The 21190-nt window shown below is 34.4% G+C and carries 10 protein-coding genes; all 10 read left to right on the forward strand.

Annotated elements, in window-relative coordinates; translation table 11 throughout:
* The first annotated feature begins 4 nt into the window (after nucleotides 1–4).
* Nucleotides 5–1564: a RagB/SusD family nutrient uptake outer membrane protein gene (locus B6A10_RS05895; RefSeq protein WP_188220093.1), complete on the forward strand. Its 1560-nt coding sequence runs from the start codon at nucleotides 5–7 to the stop codon at nucleotides 1562–1564.
* 21 nt (nucleotides 1565–1585) lie between these two features.
* Complete coding sequence (locus B6A10_RS05900) at nucleotides 1586–2413, forward strand: hypothetical protein (RefSeq protein WP_188220094.1); 828 nt, start codon at nucleotides 1586–1588, stop codon at nucleotides 2411–2413.
* A gap of 46 nt (nucleotides 2414–2459) precedes the next feature.
* Nucleotides 2460–3518 carry a fasciclin domain-containing protein gene (locus B6A10_RS05905; RefSeq protein WP_188220095.1) on the forward strand — a complete coding sequence of 353 codons (1059 nt, stop codon included), beginning with the start codon at nucleotides 2460–2462 and terminating at the stop codon, nucleotides 3516–3518.
* Between the two features lie 196 nt (nucleotides 3519–3714).
* Nucleotides 3715–7236 (forward strand): sulfatase-like hydrolase/transferase, encoded by a 3522-nt coding sequence (locus tag B6A10_RS05910; protein ID WP_188220096.1) that lies wholly within the window; start codon nucleotides 3715–3717, stop codon nucleotides 7234–7236.
* A gap of 1 nt (nucleotide 7237) precedes the next feature.
* Entirely contained in the window at nucleotides 7238–9745 is a 2508-nt protein-coding gene (locus B6A10_RS05915) for a heparinase II/III domain-containing protein (RefSeq protein WP_188220097.1), read from the forward strand.
* Nucleotides 9746–9997: 252 nt separating this feature from the next.
* Nucleotides 9998–11383 carry a hypothetical protein gene (locus tag B6A10_RS05920; protein ID WP_238929367.1) on the forward strand — a complete coding sequence of 462 codons (1386 nt, stop codon included), beginning with the start codon at nucleotides 9998–10000 and terminating at the stop codon, nucleotides 11381–11383.
* A 24-nt stretch (nucleotides 11384–11407) separates the two neighbouring features.
* Entirely contained in the window at nucleotides 11408–12763 is a 1356-nt protein-coding gene (locus B6A10_RS05925) for a family 43 glycosylhydrolase (protein WP_188220099.1), read from the forward strand.
* A gap of 29 nt (nucleotides 12764–12792) precedes the next feature.
* Entirely contained in the window at nucleotides 12793–15060 is a 2268-nt protein-coding gene (locus B6A10_RS05930; RefSeq protein ID WP_188220100.1) for a glycoside hydrolase family 3 N-terminal domain-containing protein, read from the forward strand.
* Between the two features lie 3 nt (nucleotides 15061–15063).
* Nucleotides 15064–16197, forward strand: a complete 1134-nt coding sequence (locus tag B6A10_RS05935; protein WP_188220101.1) for a glycoside hydrolase family 88/105 protein — start codon at nucleotides 15064–15066, stop codon at nucleotides 16195–16197.
* A gap of 244 nt (nucleotides 16198–16441) precedes the next feature.
* On the forward strand, nucleotides 16442–21190 hold a 4749-nt coding region (locus tag B6A10_RS05940; RefSeq protein WP_188220102.1), incomplete at its 3' end, for a BNR-4 repeat-containing protein.

Consider the following 21190-nt stretch of genomic DNA (forward strand, 5'->3'; position numbering starts at 1 on the left):
AATTATGAAAATATTAAAATTTAAACGTGTTGCTATATTATTTGCAGCTGTAGGAATGTTTTGTTCTTGCGATAGTTTTGTGAATGTTGATGGGGAAAGTTTTGTAGTAACAGATAATTTTTATAAGACTCAAGAAGAGTTGGATTTAGGTTTAGCAGGGGTCTATGATGGTTTACAAAATGCATATTCTAATGCTAATTATGTTTTTGGAGAGTTTAGATCAGATAGTTATTTTCCTGCTCCATCAAGTACAAATGTATCCAGAACGTCGTTTCATAATAGTACGATGGATCCTGGTGACGGTTCTTTGAGTTGGAAAGATTTTTATGTAACTATTGATAGAGCTAACAGAGTGATTATTGGAGGTGAAGCTTTAGAAGGTGTTAATCCTAATACTTTAGCACAAGCTTACGCAATTCGATCTAAGGTTTATTTTGATTTAATCCGTATATGGAAAAATGTTCCTTTGTTATTAGAGCCTATAAAATCTCGTGAAGATGCATATAAGCCTGTAACTTCTTATGATGAGATAATGAATACAGTAGTTATTCCTGATTTACTTAAAGCGGAATCTTTGTTTACAATTTCATCATCCCCTTTTAATTTTTCAAAGTCTAGTTTGTTGGCTCACAAAGCAGAAGTATATATGTGGCTAAAACAAGAGGGGGTTGCTGAAAAAGCTATTGAAGATTTAATTGCACTTAAAACACATTCATTGGTGACAACTCCACAAGCTTGGCAGGATTTGTTTTATAATCAATATGTTACAACTGCTTTTCCAGATGCACGAGGTAAGGTTCAAACTGGTTCGGAACTAATCTTTTCTATTCGTTATGATGTGGCAGATGCTACAGTTTCAGGTTTGTGGAATACATGGGTTGCAGGATCGTCTATTACAGTTATTTCACCATTAGTAGAAAATAAGTGGATTGAAAGATTTCCGCAAGATGAGGCTAGTTGGAATGCTAAATATCCTACTACACCACCCGTATTTAGTCAAACTACTACAGTAGGAGGTGTTACTACTGTCACGCCTCTTTATGGCGATTGGAGGCAATTTGCTTCAAGACAAGGTGGAGATTTTTTAATCGGTATGGGGTCTACAGCTATAGGAGAAGCTAGATTACACAAATGGACAAAAGATCGTTCTAATATGGTAGTGAATTTAGATAGATCGGATGTTGTCATGTATCGATATGCAGACATGATTTTATTATTAGCTGAAGCTAAAGTAAAATTAACAAAACCTGGAGAAGCTCTTACTTTATTGAATCAAATCCGTACAGCTAGACAATTACCGTTAGTAACTGAAAGTGATTTCGGAGCTACAAAAGAAGAACAAATTAATTATCTATTAGATGAGCGTCAATTTGAGTTAATGGGTGAAGGAAAACGTTGGTGGGATTTAATTAGAAATGATAAAGCTTTAGAAATCATGAATCCTATTTTAAGTAATAGGGGAGCAGGACCACTTACTCCAGAGCGTTTGTTTTTCCCAATTTATAATAATCATATTAGAGAGGCTTTAGGCGCTTATGGACAAAATGAAGGATGGGGATCTTAATTTTATAAAAAAAATAGACAGATGAAAAAATATATAAAAATGTTATTAGCTACTTGTTTAGTAGCGACTCTTGGTTCATGTACTTTAGGTGTTCAAGAACAGTTTGATTTTAAGGGAGAAACCTATAGTGAAGAGGATCCTTTTGCTAATATTACTGCTTGGGATTATATTCAAACCAGAAAGTCTAATGCTATTAGAGATGCTCAAGGTAGGTTTAAATTAGTGAGCAATACTTCAGTCTTAGGAGCATCAGGAGATGAATTAGATTTTATGATTGCGGCTATAAAAAAAGTAGGGTATGAAGATTTATATAATCAAACTGAAACTACAAGTAGAACTTATTTGTTGTTGAATAACAATGCATTTACAGGAAATAATGATCGTGATATTATAAAAAGTATCAGGGGAGCTCAATTAGCTGATAATTCAACAGTTAATCCAGATACTTATTTTGATAATTGGACTCCTGAGCAGCTTAATTTATTAAAGGCTGTTTTAAAATATCATATTGTAACAGATTTTGTAGCACAAAAACCTACAATTCCTACCTACGATGTCTATGTTTTATTTAAGACATTATTACCAAAAGTAGTCACTGATGGAGCAGGTTTACCAGTTAGTTTATCGGAAGATAAGGCTGCTATTTCATTCTCTCGTGATGTTGATGCAAGAAGTACACTTAAGGTGAATGAATCAGGTTCTCCGTTACCAGAAACAGCTAATACTGCAGGTTGGGACGAAAATGTTAGAAGACATAATTATGTTTTTAGCAATGGTATTGGTCATTATTTAAATGAGTCTGTAAGATACCAACCCTATTCTCTTTACAATAATTTTACTATAGAGTAATTTATACCCTTGTATAAATTAAATATTCATACATAACAAAGTAATTATGAAAATAAGAAAACATATAACAAATTTATTTACGGGAATTTTGGCTAGTGTCATTGTACTATCCTGTAATATTCCTGATGATAATATAAATGTAATTCATTTTGTACCAGGTGAAGTTAAAAACCCAGTGACCATTACTCAGGTTATTATTAAAGATCCTAATTTAAGTATATTTGAAAAACTTATGCGTCGAATAGAAAATTCTTCAAATTCTGCATCAGGAAAGATACTTTCTCAACTAAATTTACCTGGTAATACGACTGTTTTTGCTCCTACAGATACAGCTTTTGATGCTTTTATGCAAGCTAACGGTATTACTAATATAGATAATTTACCATTGGCTACTATTCAAAGTATTGTTTATAATCATTTGATTTCAGGAAAAATTTTAGCAGCTGATTTTACTACAGGTTTTGTTTCAAGTCAAGCAACTAGAGTTAGTGGTTCTAATACAGTTAACTTAAGTATGTACATTAATACTACCGATGGAGTGGTTTTAAATGGTAATTCAAAAGTAATAACTCCAAATGTGGAGTTGGAAAATGGAGTTATTCATTATGTTGATAAAGTTGTTGATCTTCCAACGATAGATAAATTGTTGAGTTTTGATTCAAATTTCTCTACATTAAGAACAGCTATTACTTATTCTGATTCACAATCAGCATCTCCGGTTATTTTTGATGCTATCAATAATACGAACACTTCAGTAACTTTATTTGCTCCAACGAATACAGCATTTTCAAATGTTTTAACAGAGTTGTCAAAAGCATCTCTTCAGGATTTAACACCAACTCAGGTAGGTAATATATTGAAAATACATACAATAAGTACCGCTACTACTACTGCAGCTATTAGTTCGTCTCTTTTTGTGAGTAGAACTAATACAAAGCTTCAAACTTTATTAACAGGAACTGTAGGTCAGATTAATTTTAATGGTACTGCTAAAACGATTAAGGATCCAAGAGCTCGTACTGCAAATATTACTGTGAAAGATTTGCAAGCGATTAATGGTGTAATTCATTCAGTAGACAAAGTAATTTTGCCAACAACTTTATAATGAAGATTAACTTTTAATATCTATTTTAAAATCATTTTTTCAAGCTGATTTTATAAAATACAATTAATCAAAACTCACCTCTATATCTATTCATAGTGGTGGGTTTTTATATCTTTTTTTCAGAAAATCCTATTGATTATATCTTCTATTTATGTATTAAAAGAATGCATGAAAGTTGAAAAAATATTGATTTACCATGTACAGAATGAACTTTCCATCATTTCTATTAGTTATATTAACTACTGTAAATAGTGTAATTGCTCAACAGCAAACAGCAAATAATAAACCTAACATCATTTTTATTTTGACTGATGATCAGCGTTTTGATGCCATAGGTTGTGCCGGTAATAAGTATGTCTATACACCAGAGATGGATAAATTAGCTGCTTCGGGAACCTATTTTAAAAAGGCAATTGCTACAACACCAATATGTGCAGCCAGTAGAGCTTCATTGTGGACAGGATTGTATGAACGTTCTCATAACTTCAATTTTCAAACAGGAAATATTAGGAATGAATACATGAATAATTCCTATCCTGTTGTTTTGAGAAATAATGGTTATTACACTGGTTTTTTTGGGAAGTTTGGAGTTAAATATGGTGAGCTTGATAAACAGTTTGATGTTTATGATTCGTATGACAGGAATACCAAATACAAAGATAAAAGAGGGTATTTCTACAAAACAATAGGAAAAGATACAGTACACTTAACAAGATATACAGGTCAACAAGCTTTAGATTTTTTAGATAATGCACCTGATAACAAACCGTTTTGTTTATCCTTGAGTTTTAGTGCTCCACATGCACATGATCCAGCCGAAGACCAATATTTTTGGCAACCAGAATCTGATAAATTATTAGCAAATACTACTATTCCTGCACCAGATTTGGCAGATGATAAATATTTTAAGGCATTGCCCAAAGAAGTTCAAGCAGGTTTTAATAGATTACGATGGAAATGGCGTTTTGATACTCCTGAAAAATACCAACATAGCCTGAAAGGTTATTACAGAATGATTTCGGAAATTGATTCAGAAATTGCAAAAATTAGAAAAAAATTAAAAGAGAAAGGTTTAGAAGATAATACAGTTATCATTCTGATGGGTGATAATGGATATTTTTTAGGTGAAAGACAATTAGCAGGAAAATGGTTAATGTATGATAATTCTATCCGTGTACCATTAATTATCTATGATCCAAGAGTCAATAAGCATCAGGATATTGATGAAATGACCTTAAATATTGACGTACCTTCAACAATTGCAGATATTGCTGGGCTCAGTGCTCCCTCAACATGGCAAGGAAAAAGTTTATTGCCAATTGTGAAGCAAGAAACTAATACAATCAACAGGGATACTATATTAATTGAACATATTTGGGATTTTACAGAAATTCCGCCTAGTGAGGGGGTGAGAACTAAGGATTGGAAATATTTTAGATATGTTAATGATAAAAGAGTTGAAGAACTATATCATCTTGCAAAAGATCCAAAAGAGACCAAAAATCTTATTAAGGATAAAAAATACCAAAAAATTGCTGCTCAGTTAAGAGCTAAGTTAGATGAATTAATTAAAAAGAATAGCGACAAATACCGCACACCACCTACTGATTTAACGGTAGAACTGATAAGAGAGCCTAGCGGTAGCGTTAAGGTTTTGGATACAAAACCTGAATTCGGCTGGACGGTACCATTAGAATCTAAATACCAATCAGCGTACCAAATTCTAGTAGCTTCATCTAAAGAAAATATTGATTTGAATATTGGTGATGTCTGGGATAGCAAAACCGTTCGGTCTAATCAATCCACTAATGTTGACTATAATGGAAAACCTTTAGAAATCGGAAAGACCTATTTTTGGAAAGTACGTATCTGGGATGAAGATAATCGCTTGGTAGATTATTCGCAACCACAACAATTCACTACAGGTAAGAGTGATACCTATATGCTTTCAACAGAAAATAAATATGTAGTTAACAAGATAAAGCCAGTTAAGTTTGAAAACCGAGGTGATTTTCATTTCATTGACTTTGGTAAGGCAGCTTTTGCAACATTGGATTTTAATTACAAAACTACCAAACCGCATACTTTGACTATCAGGATAGGTGAGATGTTAGATGGGCAAAATATAAATCGTACACCGCCGGCAAAAAGTAATATAAGGTACCAAGAGATAAAAGTAAATGTAGTACCAGGTAAGACGAAATATCAAATAGCAATAAAACCAGATGTTAGAAATACGCTTCCTAACAAGGCAATTGCATTGCCGAAAGGAGTACCTGTTTTAATGCCTTTTAGATATGCTGAAATTGAAGGGAATTTAGAATCTATTACAGCCAATGATTTTGAACAATTAGCTTACCATACCTATTGGGACGATAACGCAAGTAGCTTCAATAGTTCTAATGATATTTTAAATCAAGTATGGGATTTGTGTAAATATTCTATCAAGGCCACTACATTTAATGGTTTGTATGTTGATGGAGAGAGAGAGCGAATTCCGTATGAAGCTGATGCTTATCTGAATCAGTTGAGTCATTATACTACGGATAGAGAATATGCGATGGCAAGACGTACCATAGAATATTTTATGGAAAATCCTACTTGGCCTACCGAATGGCAACAACACGTAGCCTTGTTGATTTATGCCGACTATATGTACACAGGAAATACAGAATTGATTGAACGTTATTATGAAAAATTAAAGCATAAAACGCTTTATGAATTATCAAATGAAGAAGGCTTGATTACTTCCACCAAAGTAACACCTGAATTCATGTACAAGCTAGGGTTTAAAGAAGGTTATACCAAGCCATTGACAGATATCGTAGATTGGCCGTTGGCTAATTTTATGCAAAGTGGTAATCAAGGTGAGCATGATGGTTTTGTTTTTAAACCGTATAGTACGGTGATCAATTCATTTTTTTACGAAAACATGAAAATTATGGCACAATTTGCTTCACTTCTAGGAAAAGCAGATGAAGCCTTGGATTTTGAATACCGTGCTGCCAAAGTGAAAAAAGCGGTTAACGAACAAATGTTTGATAAAAAACGCGGTGTTTATATTGACGGTATAGGGACTGACCATGCCTCTTTGCATGCTAACATGATGCCTTTGGCTTTCGGACTTGTACCAGATGAGCATATAAAAACCGTAGTGGAGTTTGTAAAATCACGTGGTATGGCTTGTAGCGTGTATGGATCTCAGTTTTTAATGGACGGATTGTACAATGCAGGCGAAGCTGATTATGCTTTGAAATTATTAGCAAGTACTGATAAAAGAAGTTGGTATAACATGATTAGAGTTGGATCAACTATTACACTTGAGGCTTGGGATTATGACTATAAAGTAAACTTAGACTGGAATCATGCATGGGGTGCTGTGCCAGCTAATGCTATTCCGCGTGGATTATGGGGAATCAAGCCTAAGACACCAGGATTTAGTATAGCGACTATTAAGCCTCAAATGAGTAATTTGAAGTCTAGCAGTATTGAAGTGCCTACAGTGTTAGGAACGATTAAGGGGAATTACACTAATAAGGGTGCTAGACATCAGGTTTATGAATTAGAAATTCCCGGAAATATGGTAGCCGAATTCTCCTTGAATAATCTTGCGGGTAAAGATTTGATTCACAATGGTGAAAAAGTACCTTCCGCTTTTCAAGTTGTTCGATTGACTCCCGGAAAACATAAGATTGAGTTGAAAATTAATTCTTTTTAAAATGAATAGTTTTGCTAAAAATATAGTAGTCCTACTATTGGTTTTGAATAGTGTTGTGGGAGTATCCCAAAATTTACAACGTCCTTTTATTTGGGTCAAACAAGAGGAAAAGGGGCAAGTTCTGAAAAAAATTGAGACACAACCCTGGGCAAATTCTTTTTATAAGGAGTTTAAACAAAGAGTGGATGGAGATATCCTACTGTACAAAAAATCGCCTGGGGAATTCTTGAATAAAATTCCTTTTGATTGGTCCAAACAAAAAGCGGATAGTACACCGCCTTTAAAGCGTTTTGAGAATTCAGTGAATGAAAATAATACAGACCGTTCGCTACAAAACAAGTTTTTACAAATAGGTATCGATTGCGGTGTGATGTATTTCTTGACCGAAGATAAGACTTATGCACAATGTGCCGTGGATATTCTCCATGCGTTTGTTGAGGGATTAATCCAAATACAACCTTCAACCGAAAAAGGAAATGGAGGTTGGCTGTATCCTACAGACCATTTGAGAGAGGCACGAATCATAGGTGCACAATTGCCTATTATTTATGATTTTGTAGCAACTTATATCGATAAAAATAGAAAAGCCTTTTCTATTGGTTCCCAAAAAAACACCAATTTTTCTGTTGAAAATGCGCAAAAAGTTTTTGAAACCTATGCGCAATTAGCGGTTGAACACGGTCATACAGGCTCTAATTGGTCAGTTTTGGAATCGTTTAGCTTGGTACAAAATGCGTTGGCTTTGAACGATGAAAGTCTGAGAAAAAAATATTTGGATTTTTATTTGGTTAAAGGAACAGAACAACAGGACGCTTTGCCCGATGTGGCTCATAAATATAAAAACGATGGTGATGTATATCCCGAGACTTCCCAGTATTCAAATGGAGTAGCCGAGTTTACTACCCGAATGTTAATCCTTTTAGATCGTTACAATCCAGATTTAAAATTAGGTCAAAAATATTATAAGATTCCATTTTCGTTAGACCGCTGGAATAGTATTCGTTATCCAAATGGTGAAATCATCCGTTTTGGTGATGGACATCGTCATTTTGAAACGCCTTATGATGCTTATGATATGGCCTACCTATTGGGAAAAAAAGAGGGCATTACTAAATTGACAACAAAATTTGGTCCCTTAGTAACAGAAGGAATCCAATCTAAAAAATATGATAGAGCCACAGTAGGCAAACGTTCTGGAGGCATTTCACCTTATTTTACACCCTTACAATTATTGTGGCTGGAGGATATAAAAGAAAGCTATGATGTCAATCAAACGACTTTACCAAGAACAGACCAATTTACTCATGCCGGTGTTTTTCTGCAACGCAATTTAAGTTCAACCAAAAATCCAGAGGATGGCCTAATGTGTTTTGTAGGCGGCGGACAAATGGTACATGGTCATGCCAGTGGAATGGACATGGAATTGTATGGATTAGGACAAGTATTAGGCGTGGATAATGGCCGTGGCGCATACCGCACCGATTTACATGAAAATTATTCCCGATTATTTGCAGCGCACAACACCGTAGTAGTTAATGGCGCAAGTCAAGGCGAAGGGGATTGGGTTAATCTGGGCATCAATAGAACCCAGTTGGTCGCAATGGAACCTAAGCCGCTTGAAACAGCAGTTTCTCCTAATTATTCCTTCACGAGAACGAATTTTTTAGACGATAGAGGAGACAAGGCCGAAGCGACGCAAGAGCGTACGTTGGCATTGGTAAGAACCTCACCTACAACAGGTTATTATGTAGATGTATTTCGTTCTAAGTCGGCTATGCCTAATGAATACCACGATTATTTGTATCACAACATTGGGGATGAACTGCAGTTTTTAAACAAAGACCTAACCCTTAAGCCTGATGAAAATCGTTTCCAAGAGAATGCCAATGTAAAATATGTTTACAATAAAAACTATAAAAATCCAGGTTGGCATTTTTTTAAAAAAGTAGCATCATCAGAGGTTTATTCTAAAGATGTAAATGCCACTTTTGAAATCTCCAAGTTACAGGATAAAAAGAACCGCTTTATGCATCTTTATATACTAGGTAATAAAGAAAGAGAATATACTAAAGTGATGGCACCGCATACTTTTGAAGCGCCAAAACCCTATGATAAATTGCCTACTCCTACCATGGTTATTCGTCAAAAGGGCGAGGCATGGTCTAATCCTTTTGCCGTAATCTACGAACCTAGTTTTGATGAAAAATCAGATAATGGAATTCAAACTGTAGAAAAATTGGAAACGGCTGGTCTTTTTAAAGGATTTAAAGTGGTGAGTAAAATAAAAGGTCAGAAAATAATCCAGTATATTATTTCTCAAGGGACAAATGAAATTTTTGAAAGTAAAGAATTGAAACTTTCATTTATAGGCTCTTTTGCTATAATTACACTAAATGAATCTGGTGAGCTTAACAATATTTATGTTGGTGATGGGCAATATATTCATTTTGATAAGCACATATTAAAGCCAAAACAACCTACGGACAGATCATTTTATGTCGAATTTTAAGATGATTTTAACGAAGAAATAAAAGTTTATTTTATTACATAGGAAATTAAGGTAATGGTAATTGTATCATATCTTGTATTGATATTTAGGATTTATGAGGCCTTTATAATTTGCTAAAGAGGGTGAACAAGTAACAATTTAGATGAAAACGACTATAGAGAAAATATTATGAATCCTTTTTTTTTATTTATTGTTTTAACTGTGACTAGTTTCTCTAGTTACTTGTGTGTTGCGCAAAAATCCGTTGTAAAAATGCCTAAAGGAAGAATTGCTTTCAGTTCCGACGGAAATTTACATGATACAGATGATTGGGGTGCAACTGCTTTTTCATTAGCGTTAATTCATTATGCTGGTTTAGAAAAGCGATTTGTACATTATGATTACAATAATCATCTCGGGGATTCTGATAAAAATTGGGAACAAGTAATGACTGATGCTGCTAAGGGAGGAGCAAAAAGATTTGGTTTAGATGCGAGAAAAGTGTTTGATGATCAATCAGAAAAAGAAGCCGCTATTACCAACTTTGTCAAAGAAGCTAACAGTTCGAATAAAAAAAATCCTTTGTGGTTTATTTGTGCGGGACCTATGCAAATGGCATATGATATGATAAAAGCAACCTTGCCTGAAAAGCGAAAATTTATCCATGCGATCTCTCACAGTCAATGGAATGAAGTGCATAATCACTCAGAAAATAAAAAAACATGGGAGGACATGAAAAAAGATTTTCCTGATGTGGTTTATCATCAAATTTTAGATCAAAATAAATCTAATGGTGAAGATGATTTTTACTCTCATATCACTAATTGGAAGTGGCTTTTAGAAAGTAACAATGAAAATTGGAAATGGCTTTATAATATCGATGACACTGGTGTTTTGGACTTATTGACTAAAGGAAGAAAAGAATCTATTGAAAAATATTTTGATATTTCAGATGCTGGAATGACCTATTGGTTAATAACTGGAGGGCCTTACGGCGGAAATGAAAAAGGGGGATGGAAAGAGGTTAAAGCACTTTTTGAAAATAAACCAATAACAAACTCCACGCCCACTCCCGAAGTGGTCTTTGAATCAGATGATTATATTTTTTTAGAAGCAGAAAGTACTTCGTCATCATTAGGAAACTGGAATCTAATTAGGAAAGGAAATAAAAATTATGTTAAATCCGCATCAGGATTTGCGTTTTTAGAATTTAACGGGAACAAACCACAAATAGGAAATCCAGACTCTCCATTACAGTATGAGTTTGTATGTCCAAAGGATGGAAACTATCGAATGGTACTTATGACCAGTAAAAGGCTTGAAGGAGTTCCTTCTGATTGGTGTAACGATATCTTTGTAAAAATGGAAGGAGATTTTGAGTCAGGAACAAATCTAACTAAGAGTGATTTGACAAATTATATTAAGGTATTGCAAGAAGGTAATGAAGCAACCGCAGAATTAGAGTGGCACTGGGCGGTTCAAGCTGAGAAAGAAAAGCATAAGTATTACGATGTCATTTATAATTTTAAAAAAGGTCAAAAATATAAATTAACACTTGCAGGGAGATCACAAAGATTTAGCATTGATTATATATTACTCTATAACAGTGATAAGTTTGGTTTGTATGATGCTAAGGATTTTTTTTCTAAAAAAAAGTAGAATTACAAATCAAAATTTAAAAAAATGAAAATTATAAATCTAACATATTCGCTTATATTTTTTTGTTCAATTATTGAAAGCTACTCGCAAAACCCTATTGTGCCCAATCAAGGTCTGAATGATCCGCATATCCATATTTTTAAGGATACGGCTTATGTATATGCTTCTCATGATAAATCAGCCGATAACAAAGAATTTGTAATGGAAGACTGGTGGGTATGGTCTTCGCCTGATTTGGTAAACTGGACAAAACGTTCCGTATTGAACCCTAAAGACACCTATATTGGTAAAGATTTTCAGAGTTGTTGGGCAACAGATGTAGGACAAAAAAACGGAAAGTATTATTGGTATTTTTCAGAAAGTAATCAGCAAACAGGTGTGGTTGTAGGGGATTCACCTGTTGGTCCTTGGAAAGAGCCGCTTGGTAAGCCTTTGTTAACGTCAGATTTAACACCAACAGATGAATACGATATGGCTATTTTTGAAGATGATGGTGTACATTATATCATTTTTGGAGTTTGGGATTATTACATCGCAAAGTTGAATGATGACATGATAAGTTTGGCCGAAACTCCTCGAAAAATAGTCATTACTAATCCCAGAGGTCCTTATAATTTGGATGGGAAAAATCTAGAAAAGCCCACTGACGATAAACCTTTTTTACATAAATACAACAATAAATATTATTTGTCTTGGGGGTGTTTTTATGCCATGTCTGATAATGTATATGGTCCTTATGATTATAAAGACGTTATCATTAATAAAGAAAGCTTTGCAAAAGGGTATGACGCACCCACTTGGCCTACGGGTTTTTTACAAGGGCGTCACGGTTCATTTTTTGAATGGCACAATCAATGGTATTATGCATATTGTGACATGAGTCAAACTGGTAATCGTTATTTCAGAGATACCTTTATAAGTTATATTCATTACAAAGATAACGGCGAAATCGCTCCTATTCGTGTCGATGGTGTTGGTGTAGCCAATTATTTGGCCAGTAGTACCAGCATAGAATTTGAAGATTATTTTAAATCAGATGGATTTGTTAAAAAAGAATTTCAAAACGGTTTTGTGGTTGAAACTATTGCGAAGAAAAGTTATTTGTGTTTTCCAAATATAAAAGTAGATAGGGATTATACTAAATTGAAGTTAAGATTAATAGCTCCAATGGGAGGCCGTTTCTTGATCTCAATTCACCAAAAACAGGATAATAAGCAATTAATCGGGAAAAAGCAATTTGAATTAAAACCTTCAATAAAGTCGGAGGAAATTGTAATTGATTTAAAATCAATTCAAGACAAAGTCGATTTTATTTTCACTATCGAAACAATAAACAATAGCAATAAATTACAATTAGATTCTTATTCTTTTATACGATAATAATTACATTTTAAATAAATCAATATCTAATGAAAAGATTATATTATTTACCCTTACTCAGTTTAACGGTTATTTTTCAGTCCTATGGGCAGACGAAGGATCTCAAACGCTACAAAAATGCTTCCTTATCAGTTGAGGAACGCGTAGAGGCTTTGTTGCCTTTGTTGTCATTGGAAGAAAAGGTGGCTCAAATGCGTATTTTTCATGCTAATATTGGAGTTGAGGCAGATGCAAAAGGAAATTTAAAACTCTCCGATAGAGTTGTCGGAAAATTAAAATTAGGTATAGCAGGAATCAAAAATCCTGCTGAACACATGGAACCTGTTATGGCAGCCAAATTTAATAATGCACTTCAAAAATACATTATCGAACATAATCGTTGGGGAATTCCAGCCTTGTTTGTAACAGAGTCATACAATGGAGTGGATGCTGAAGGTTGCACTAAATTTGGAAGACCGATGACTTCTGCGGCTTCATTTAATCCAAGTCTGGTCAGAAGAATTTGGGATGTAATTGGGAAAGAAGCACGTTTGAGAGGCATGCACATGTGCCATTCTCCTGAGGCGGATCTGGTTAGAGAACCTCGTTTTGGACGTATGTCAGAAGCTTTCGGTGAAGATACATTTCTAACTACACAAATGGTCACTAACGCAATTAAAGGTGTTCAAGGGAATTATGAAGGATTAGGGAAAGGTACACATATTGGTGCCGTAGCCAAGCATTTTGCTGGCTATGGACAAGTTTTGGGTGGGAAGAATTTTGCCGCTATCGAGATTTCACCACGAACATTAGTCGACGAAATTTATCCTCCGTTTGAGGCCGCTGTAAAAGAGGCGAAAACCTTAGGGATTATGGCTTCTCATGGGGATTTAAACGGAATTGCAAGTCATGGAAATCCAGAGTTATTGACAGGTGTTTTACGTGACCAATGGGGATTCAACGGCTATGTAGTTTCGGACTCTAATGATATTGCCCGTTTGTTTTACTTTATGAAAGTAGCAGAATCAGCACAAGCGGCAGCATTAATGGGGCTTGAAGCAGGAATTGATATCGATTTGTATGCTGAGGATTCGTACGCCTATCTTCCTGAAATGGTGAAAAAGAATCCAGAAATTGAAAAATTAATAGACCGAGCTGTAAGGCGAGTGTTACGAACAAAATTTATCTTAGGCTTGTTTGATAACCCTTATGTTGATGTTGCTAAAGTTGCTAAGGGGGTTCGTGCTAAATCATCCTTGGATTTAGCAAAGGAGTCTGATTTGGAGTCTGTTATTATGCTAAAAAATGATAAAAAAACCTTGCCTTTAGACAAAAATAAGCCGTTGAAAATTGCTTTATTAGGTCCTTTGTTACACAAGAATACTAAATCCATGTTTGAGGCTGTTTTGGGTAAAAATAGTACGATTATAGCTGAGAAAGGATTTGATTTAACTGATGGAAAAAAAGATATTCCAAATTTATTGCCTAGAAATCCTGAAGCAATGAATAAGTTAGTTACTATTGCAAAGGATGCTGATGTTAATATTGTTTTTGTTGGTGGAGATGAACACACTTCAAAAGAAGCTTTTTTTGCGAGTGCTTTAGGAGACAGAGCTTCAATTGATCCTGTAGGTGCCCAAGATGAGTTAGTTGAGCAAATTAAAGCTACCGGAAAACCGTTAATTGTTGTTTTGAAACACCGAAGAACACTTTCGATAAATACCATCGCTCAAAGTTCTGACGCAATTCTTGATACTTGGGATTTAAGTGAATTTGGTGATGAATCACTAGCAAGAATAATTTTTGGAGAAGTTGCTCCTTCAGGGAAATTACCGGTAACAGTACCTCGAACTATAGGGCAATTGCCATTTCATTATAGCATGAAGGAAATTAATTTCAAGAAAGAGTATCTCTTTCTTGAAAAGGGACCGCTGTATCCATTTGGTTTCGGGTTGAGCTATACTAATTTTGAATATTCAAATTTAAAATTATCAGTCAATGAAATCACTCCAACTTCTGAAATTGAAGTTAGCGTAACCATCAAAAATACGGGAGCCGTAAAAGCAAAAGAAGTGGTTCAAATGTACATCAAGGACGAAATCGGTTCGGTAACCAGACCTGATAAAGAGTTGAAGGGATTTGAAAAAATCGAATTAAGTCCAGGGGAATCTAAAGTGGTAAAATTTACTATTACTCCTAAAATGCTTGAATTTACAGGACTTAAAATGGATAAAATTTTAGAAGCTGGAGATTATACTGTAATGGTAGGAACTTCGTCACAGGAATATTTAAAAACAACTTTTAAACTAAATAAATAAAAAATGGTAATTAAATCAATAATCAAATTAGTAACGCTGGCAGCGGTAGTTAGCTTTTCAGTTTGCGAGAATGCAATGGCACAAAATGTCTTTGACAAATCTAAAGTCGAAGCCTCAATGGTTAAAGCCTTAGAATGGCAAGAAGCACATCCTATCATGGCAATAGCACCGACAGATTGGACTGTAGGGGCTTATTATACGGGAGTGGCTAGAGCTCATGCTGCGACTAAAAATCAAATTTTTGAAGCTGCGCTTAAAAACCAAGGGTATAATAATAATTGGCAAACTTATAAACGTTTATATCATGCTGATGATGTTGCGATTTCATACAGTTACATTTATTTAGATATGACTTTCAAGAGAAAAGATTTTGTTAATTTGAAACCTACACAAGATTTTTTAAAAGCTCACATTCTAGAGCCTAATAAATGGTCTGATGGTACGGCAAAAAACAAAGATGAGAATATTTTATGGTGGTGGTGTGATGCGTTGTTTATGGCACCTCCTGTGATTAATTTGTATGCTAAACATACTAAGGATGAATCTTATTTAGATGTTATGCACAAGTTTTATATGGATGCTTACAACAAGTTATATGACAAAGAAGAGCACTTGTTTGCTAGAGACGGACGTTTTATTTGGACGGGTTCAGACAAGGATATGAAAGAGCCTAACGGTAAAAAAGTATTTTGGTCTAGAGGAAATGGTTGGGTGCTTTCAGGCTTGGCTTTAATTTTGACTGATATGCCTGAAAATTATAAAAATCGTCCTTTTTATGTGAATTTGTACAAAGAAATGGCAGGAAGAATTCTAGAATTACAAACCAAAAGTGGTTTATGGCACACGAGTTTATTGTGTCCTGAAACCTATAATCATGGTGAAGTAAGTGGTAGTGGTTTTTATACTTATGCTTTAGCATGGGGTATCAATAACGGGATGCTTGATAAAGCAAAATATTTACCTGCTGTCAAAAAAGCTTGGGTTGCATTAACCAAGTGTCAACACAAAAACGGAATGATTGGTTGGGTACAAAACATTGGAGCCTTTCCAGAACCAGCTTCTGAAGGGAGTTGGCAAAACTTTGGAACAGGAGCTTATTTATTAGCGGGTAGTGAAGTTTTGAAACTACAAAAGTAATTTTCTGGTAAAATAAGTATTATACTTTATGAATCTGCTAAAGCTACGTCATAATTGACAGGTAGCTTTAGCAGATTTTTTTATTGTAATATTTTGTTATTAATAAGCCTTTTTCTATGAAAAAAATTTTATAAATGAAATATAGAAAGTTTATGAATTGCAGGACAAAACAGTACAGAAAATGTTTATGGGTTGAATACATTGCATTCTATTTTTAACCTAACCAACTATATTTTAGTTTAATATGAATAAAATTATACTTAAAAAATCTTTGAGTTTTGCAATCTTACTTTTTACTTTATTGCTTCAAGGACAAGTTACTCTTGAGAAAGAAGTAAAGATTACGGATTTTGCAATGTACTTTAATGGAGATAAAGTACCACTTACTCACACAGAAAATTCAACCACAGGGTACGATTATGTTTATGGTCGTTCACTTACACCTCATGGCGATTGTATTAAAGTGTATGATAAATACGTTTTCCTGACATGGTATCGAGGGGGTAAAGAAGACAGGCACGTGATGCTTACTCGTTATAATACGGTAACGGGAACAATAAAGACTATCGAATTTCCGCACCAGCATACTGGCTATGAAGGGAAATGGTGGATAGGTGAGACTCATAATACTATTTCGGTGGGGATTTGTCCTAAAAATGGGACTATCCACATGTTGTATGACATGCATAGAAATGGTAATGTACCTGAGTTTTCAAACGATTACTTGAGGTATTCTTATTCCGTGCCAGGTGCTGCAACTGTCTCTGATGAAGAATTTACAATTAATCAATTTGTTCAATCAGCAAATAATAATTATAAGCACTTATCTTTTCCGGGTATTGATAATGAGACAGTAACTAAATTATTGACTTATCCTGATTTTTTCACAAATGACCAAGGGGATTTGTTTATGAAAAACAGATTCGGTTATTCTGAGAATGGTAGATTCTTGTTTGCAAAATATGATGGTACTAGTTGGGTGGGCTACACTGACTTTAATAGAAGTAATGCATCAAGTTATGATAGCCCGTACAATTGGGGACTATATGGGGATATTAAATTCTTAAACGGAAAAATACGTGTTGGTTTTCAACAAAGAGCAAACCTAAATAATGATAAATATGAATATCAAAATGGGTTTTATTATGCTTATTCTGATGACCCAAGCGGCCTGACACAATGGAAAGATCATGCAGGGACTGGTTTTGCAAGACCAATTTCAAATTCAGATTTAATCAAAATTTCTGAACCAGGGGACTTGGTGGCAACCACAGAAAAGGATAAAGTGTATATGGTAAGTGGTTTTGACTGGACCGTTACAGATAATAATGATATCCATTTTATTGGTAGAGTAAAAGATAACAGTACCACAAGCAGCACTGCTGGACAAACCAAACAAGTACATACATATAAACCTGCTGGAGCAACGAGTTTTATTACAACAACTGATTTTTCGGGAGCTGAAACCTTGTATGCTTCCGGTAATTTTGTGTACATCATTGGTTTGACTTCTTCAGGCAGACCTTATGTTGAGAGAGCACCAGGAGGAACAAATTCTTTCACAAGGATTTATGAGGCTAGCTCAGGTAAAACTTTTGAAAAAGGACAAGTTTACATTCATAATGGAAAACTATACTATTATCTATTGGAAAAAAATGCGTTGGAAACAGATGATGCAAGACCAACTTATTTGCAAATTATAGATTTAGCTATAGTGCAAGAACCTAAGACATTTGGAGTTAACCTTGTAACACCGACAGATAATCAATCTTTTGAACAAGGAAAAACGGTTCAGTTATCTGCAAATGCGACTACAGATGTTGGAGTTTTAACCCGTGTTGATTTTAAGATAAATAATGAGGTTGTTTCGTCAGTTACAACTTTGCCATATTCTTATAACTGGATACCGCAAACTCCAGGTAATTATACAGTACAAGCTGTGGCTTATAATGATAGTAATGCACAAGTAAGTTCTTCACTTGTAAATGTTGTGATTACTGCGGTTGATAAGACTAATTTGACAGGTGATATTTATCGACTAAGAAATGTAGAAACAGGTCAATATTTACAAGCTCAGTTAACTTCAGCTTCTCCAGTACTTTTGAATAATTCTAGCGATGGACAAGACAAAGAATGGGTTTTTACTAGAACAACAGTTAATAATATTACTTATAATAATATAGATAGTCAAATAAATGGTGTTTTACGTGCTACAGGAAGTACTTTTACACCTCCAAATGCAGTTGTCAATACAACTAAGGCTTCTCCTACTACTGATTCTGATAAAATTTGGACAGTACATTATATTCAAGCCGATAATACATATAGATTTGAAGCAGGTAGTAGTGGTAGATTTATGTATATAGATGCTAATGGTACGGTAATTAGTAGTGCAGTTGCAGATACAGATGCTCGTAGTAAGTGGCAAGTTATTTCAACAACACCAACACCAACACCAACACCAATATATAATTTTACATTAATACACCCTCATATTTGGGTAAAAGATGCCCAAAAACAAGAAATATTAGATAAAATTGCCAACAATACTTGGGCACAAAATTTATTCAATCAGTACAAGAGTAGAGTTGATTCTAAAAAGAATTCCCATAAAACAGACCCGTCCACGATTATTAATACAATACCCGGTTTTCCAGGAAGTTATTCGACACATATTAATATTTTAACTTTAGGTTTTGATGCTAGTTTACTATATTGGTTAACAGGAGACGAAGATTATGCTCAGTTAGCAGCCGATATACTTTATCATTATACAAAAAAAATTGCTCAAATTTCAGGGAATGTAGATTTTCAAACCGGGAACTCTGATTCATATTTAATTGATTCTAGAGGGGCATATACTAAACCACCTATGATATATGACTTTGTACATACTTTTTTAAATAAGTCAGGTAGTACGGTTTATGATTTAGACACAGGAACAAGAGTTCCGTTTAATTTTACAAATTCTGAAACAGCATTTAAAAAGTTAGCTGATAATGTTTTTAGTCGAGGTGGAATTAATTCGAATCATCCCGTTTTAGAAGCTCCGGGAGCTCTTTTTAATGTACTCTCAATTGAAGATGATGCAACTAGACAAACTTATTTTAATAAGTTTATGAATGGTACTTCGAATCAAAACGGATTAACTTGGATGATGAACGAATGTAAAGATTCGGGAGTTTGGCCAGAGGCTACGGGTTATAGTGTAGGACCGCAAAGAATTGTATTAGAATTGATGGAAGTGGTAGATAGATACAAACCTTCTCTTAATATTATTGATAATAATAAGGCTATTTTAGAAGACTCTTTCTTTTTTGAAAATTATAGATTTCCTAATTCTAAAGAAGTTATGAGATTTGGTGACGCCCATCGTACCAGTTTAAATACCGAAGATTTAATGGAAAGGGTATTTGTGATTTCTAAACGCAAAGGTTATATTGATTTAGAATCAAAATCCAGAGAGATGCTAAAAGCTTTTTATTTTAACAAAGGAGGATATAATCCAACCGTTGCAACACAGACTTTGGAATGGAATAGCCCATTGGATTTATTATGGAATTCTAATATAGAGTTAACAAATGTAACTCCAATTACTTATAATTCCTCAATTAATATTGACTATGCTGGTATTGCCATGCAAAGAAATATTAACACATCTGATAGGGTAGAATCTGGTTTAATGGGATATACAGGTGGAGCCCATTATGTACATTCGCACTTATCAGGTATTGATATGGAAATATATGGTTTGGGAGCTGTTATGGGTACAGGTGGAGGAGATGTTGGTGCCGGGAATAATGCCAGAGACGGTGAAGAGTTTAGAAATTATCATAGGATATATGCAGGACATAATACAGTAATTGTAAACGGAAAATCAAAAGGAAAAGGGGATGGTGCTTGGAAAGGAGATAATCAGCTTTTTATGAATACTACTAAAACCGTAGCAGCAGAACCGCTGTCACTTGCACAACCAGTTTCTGATAATTTTTCTTTTTCATCACAAGTTCTGGATGATGTTGTTAATAATGCAAAGCAACAGCGTGTTTTGAGTATAATTAGAACCAGTGATAATACCGGTTATTATTTTGATTTGTTCAGGTCTAAATCTTTGGGAACAAATGATTTTCACGATTATGTTTATCATAATGTAGGTGATGGTGTTTCTATGGTAGATAGCTATAATAATCCAATACAACTTACTCCTACAACGGGTAGATATCAATCCATAGAAAGTGTATATGGAGGAAAGTCCATTTTCTTTCCGGGATGGCATTATTTTGAACAAGTTAATACTTCAGCAGCGACTACAGCTTCTGTTAAAGCAACTATACCAATGACCAAGCAGGGTGTAAGGTACATGCACATATTAATGCCAGGTGGTGAGAACAGGGAGTATACAGCTTGTAAAGGACCTGCAACAATCGAAGGACAAATGGGGTATGAAGGTATTAAAACACCAATTGTTACGGTAAGGCAACCTGGAGAAGCTTGGAATAAACCTTTTGTTTCCATATTTGAACCTTCAAGAAATACTTCAGGTACAGTACAATCTGTGGATAATCTTTATACAGATGATAAAATTGTTGGAGCAAAAGTCATTTCAAAAATTAATGATACCACTATTACCGATTATATTATTTCTAATGAAAATGATGGAGAGATTTTTTCATTAAATAGTCCTAGTATTTCTTTTACGGGAAGATTTGGAATTATTCGTATAGAAGACAAAAAAGGGAACAATAAAAAAGAAGTTTCATTATACATCGGAAAAGGAAATGAAATAACCTATGAAGGACAAACCTTAAGTGCTGATGGTGATGGAAAAGGGATTCTTAAATACACTACAGAAGCAACACCATTTATATTGCCTTCTAATAATTTCAAGGTACAGCTTAATGGCGAAACATGTGTTGGTAAAAATAACGGAAATATTGTTATAGAAGCTCAAGCTAGTAATAGTTACGAAGCTAAAATTAATGGTAAAACCTAT

Origin of the sequence: Flavobacterium pokkalii (assembly GCF_014596575.1) — a bacterium.
GTDB lineage: Bacteria > Bacteroidota > Bacteroidia > Flavobacteriales > Flavobacteriaceae > Flavobacterium > Flavobacterium pokkalii.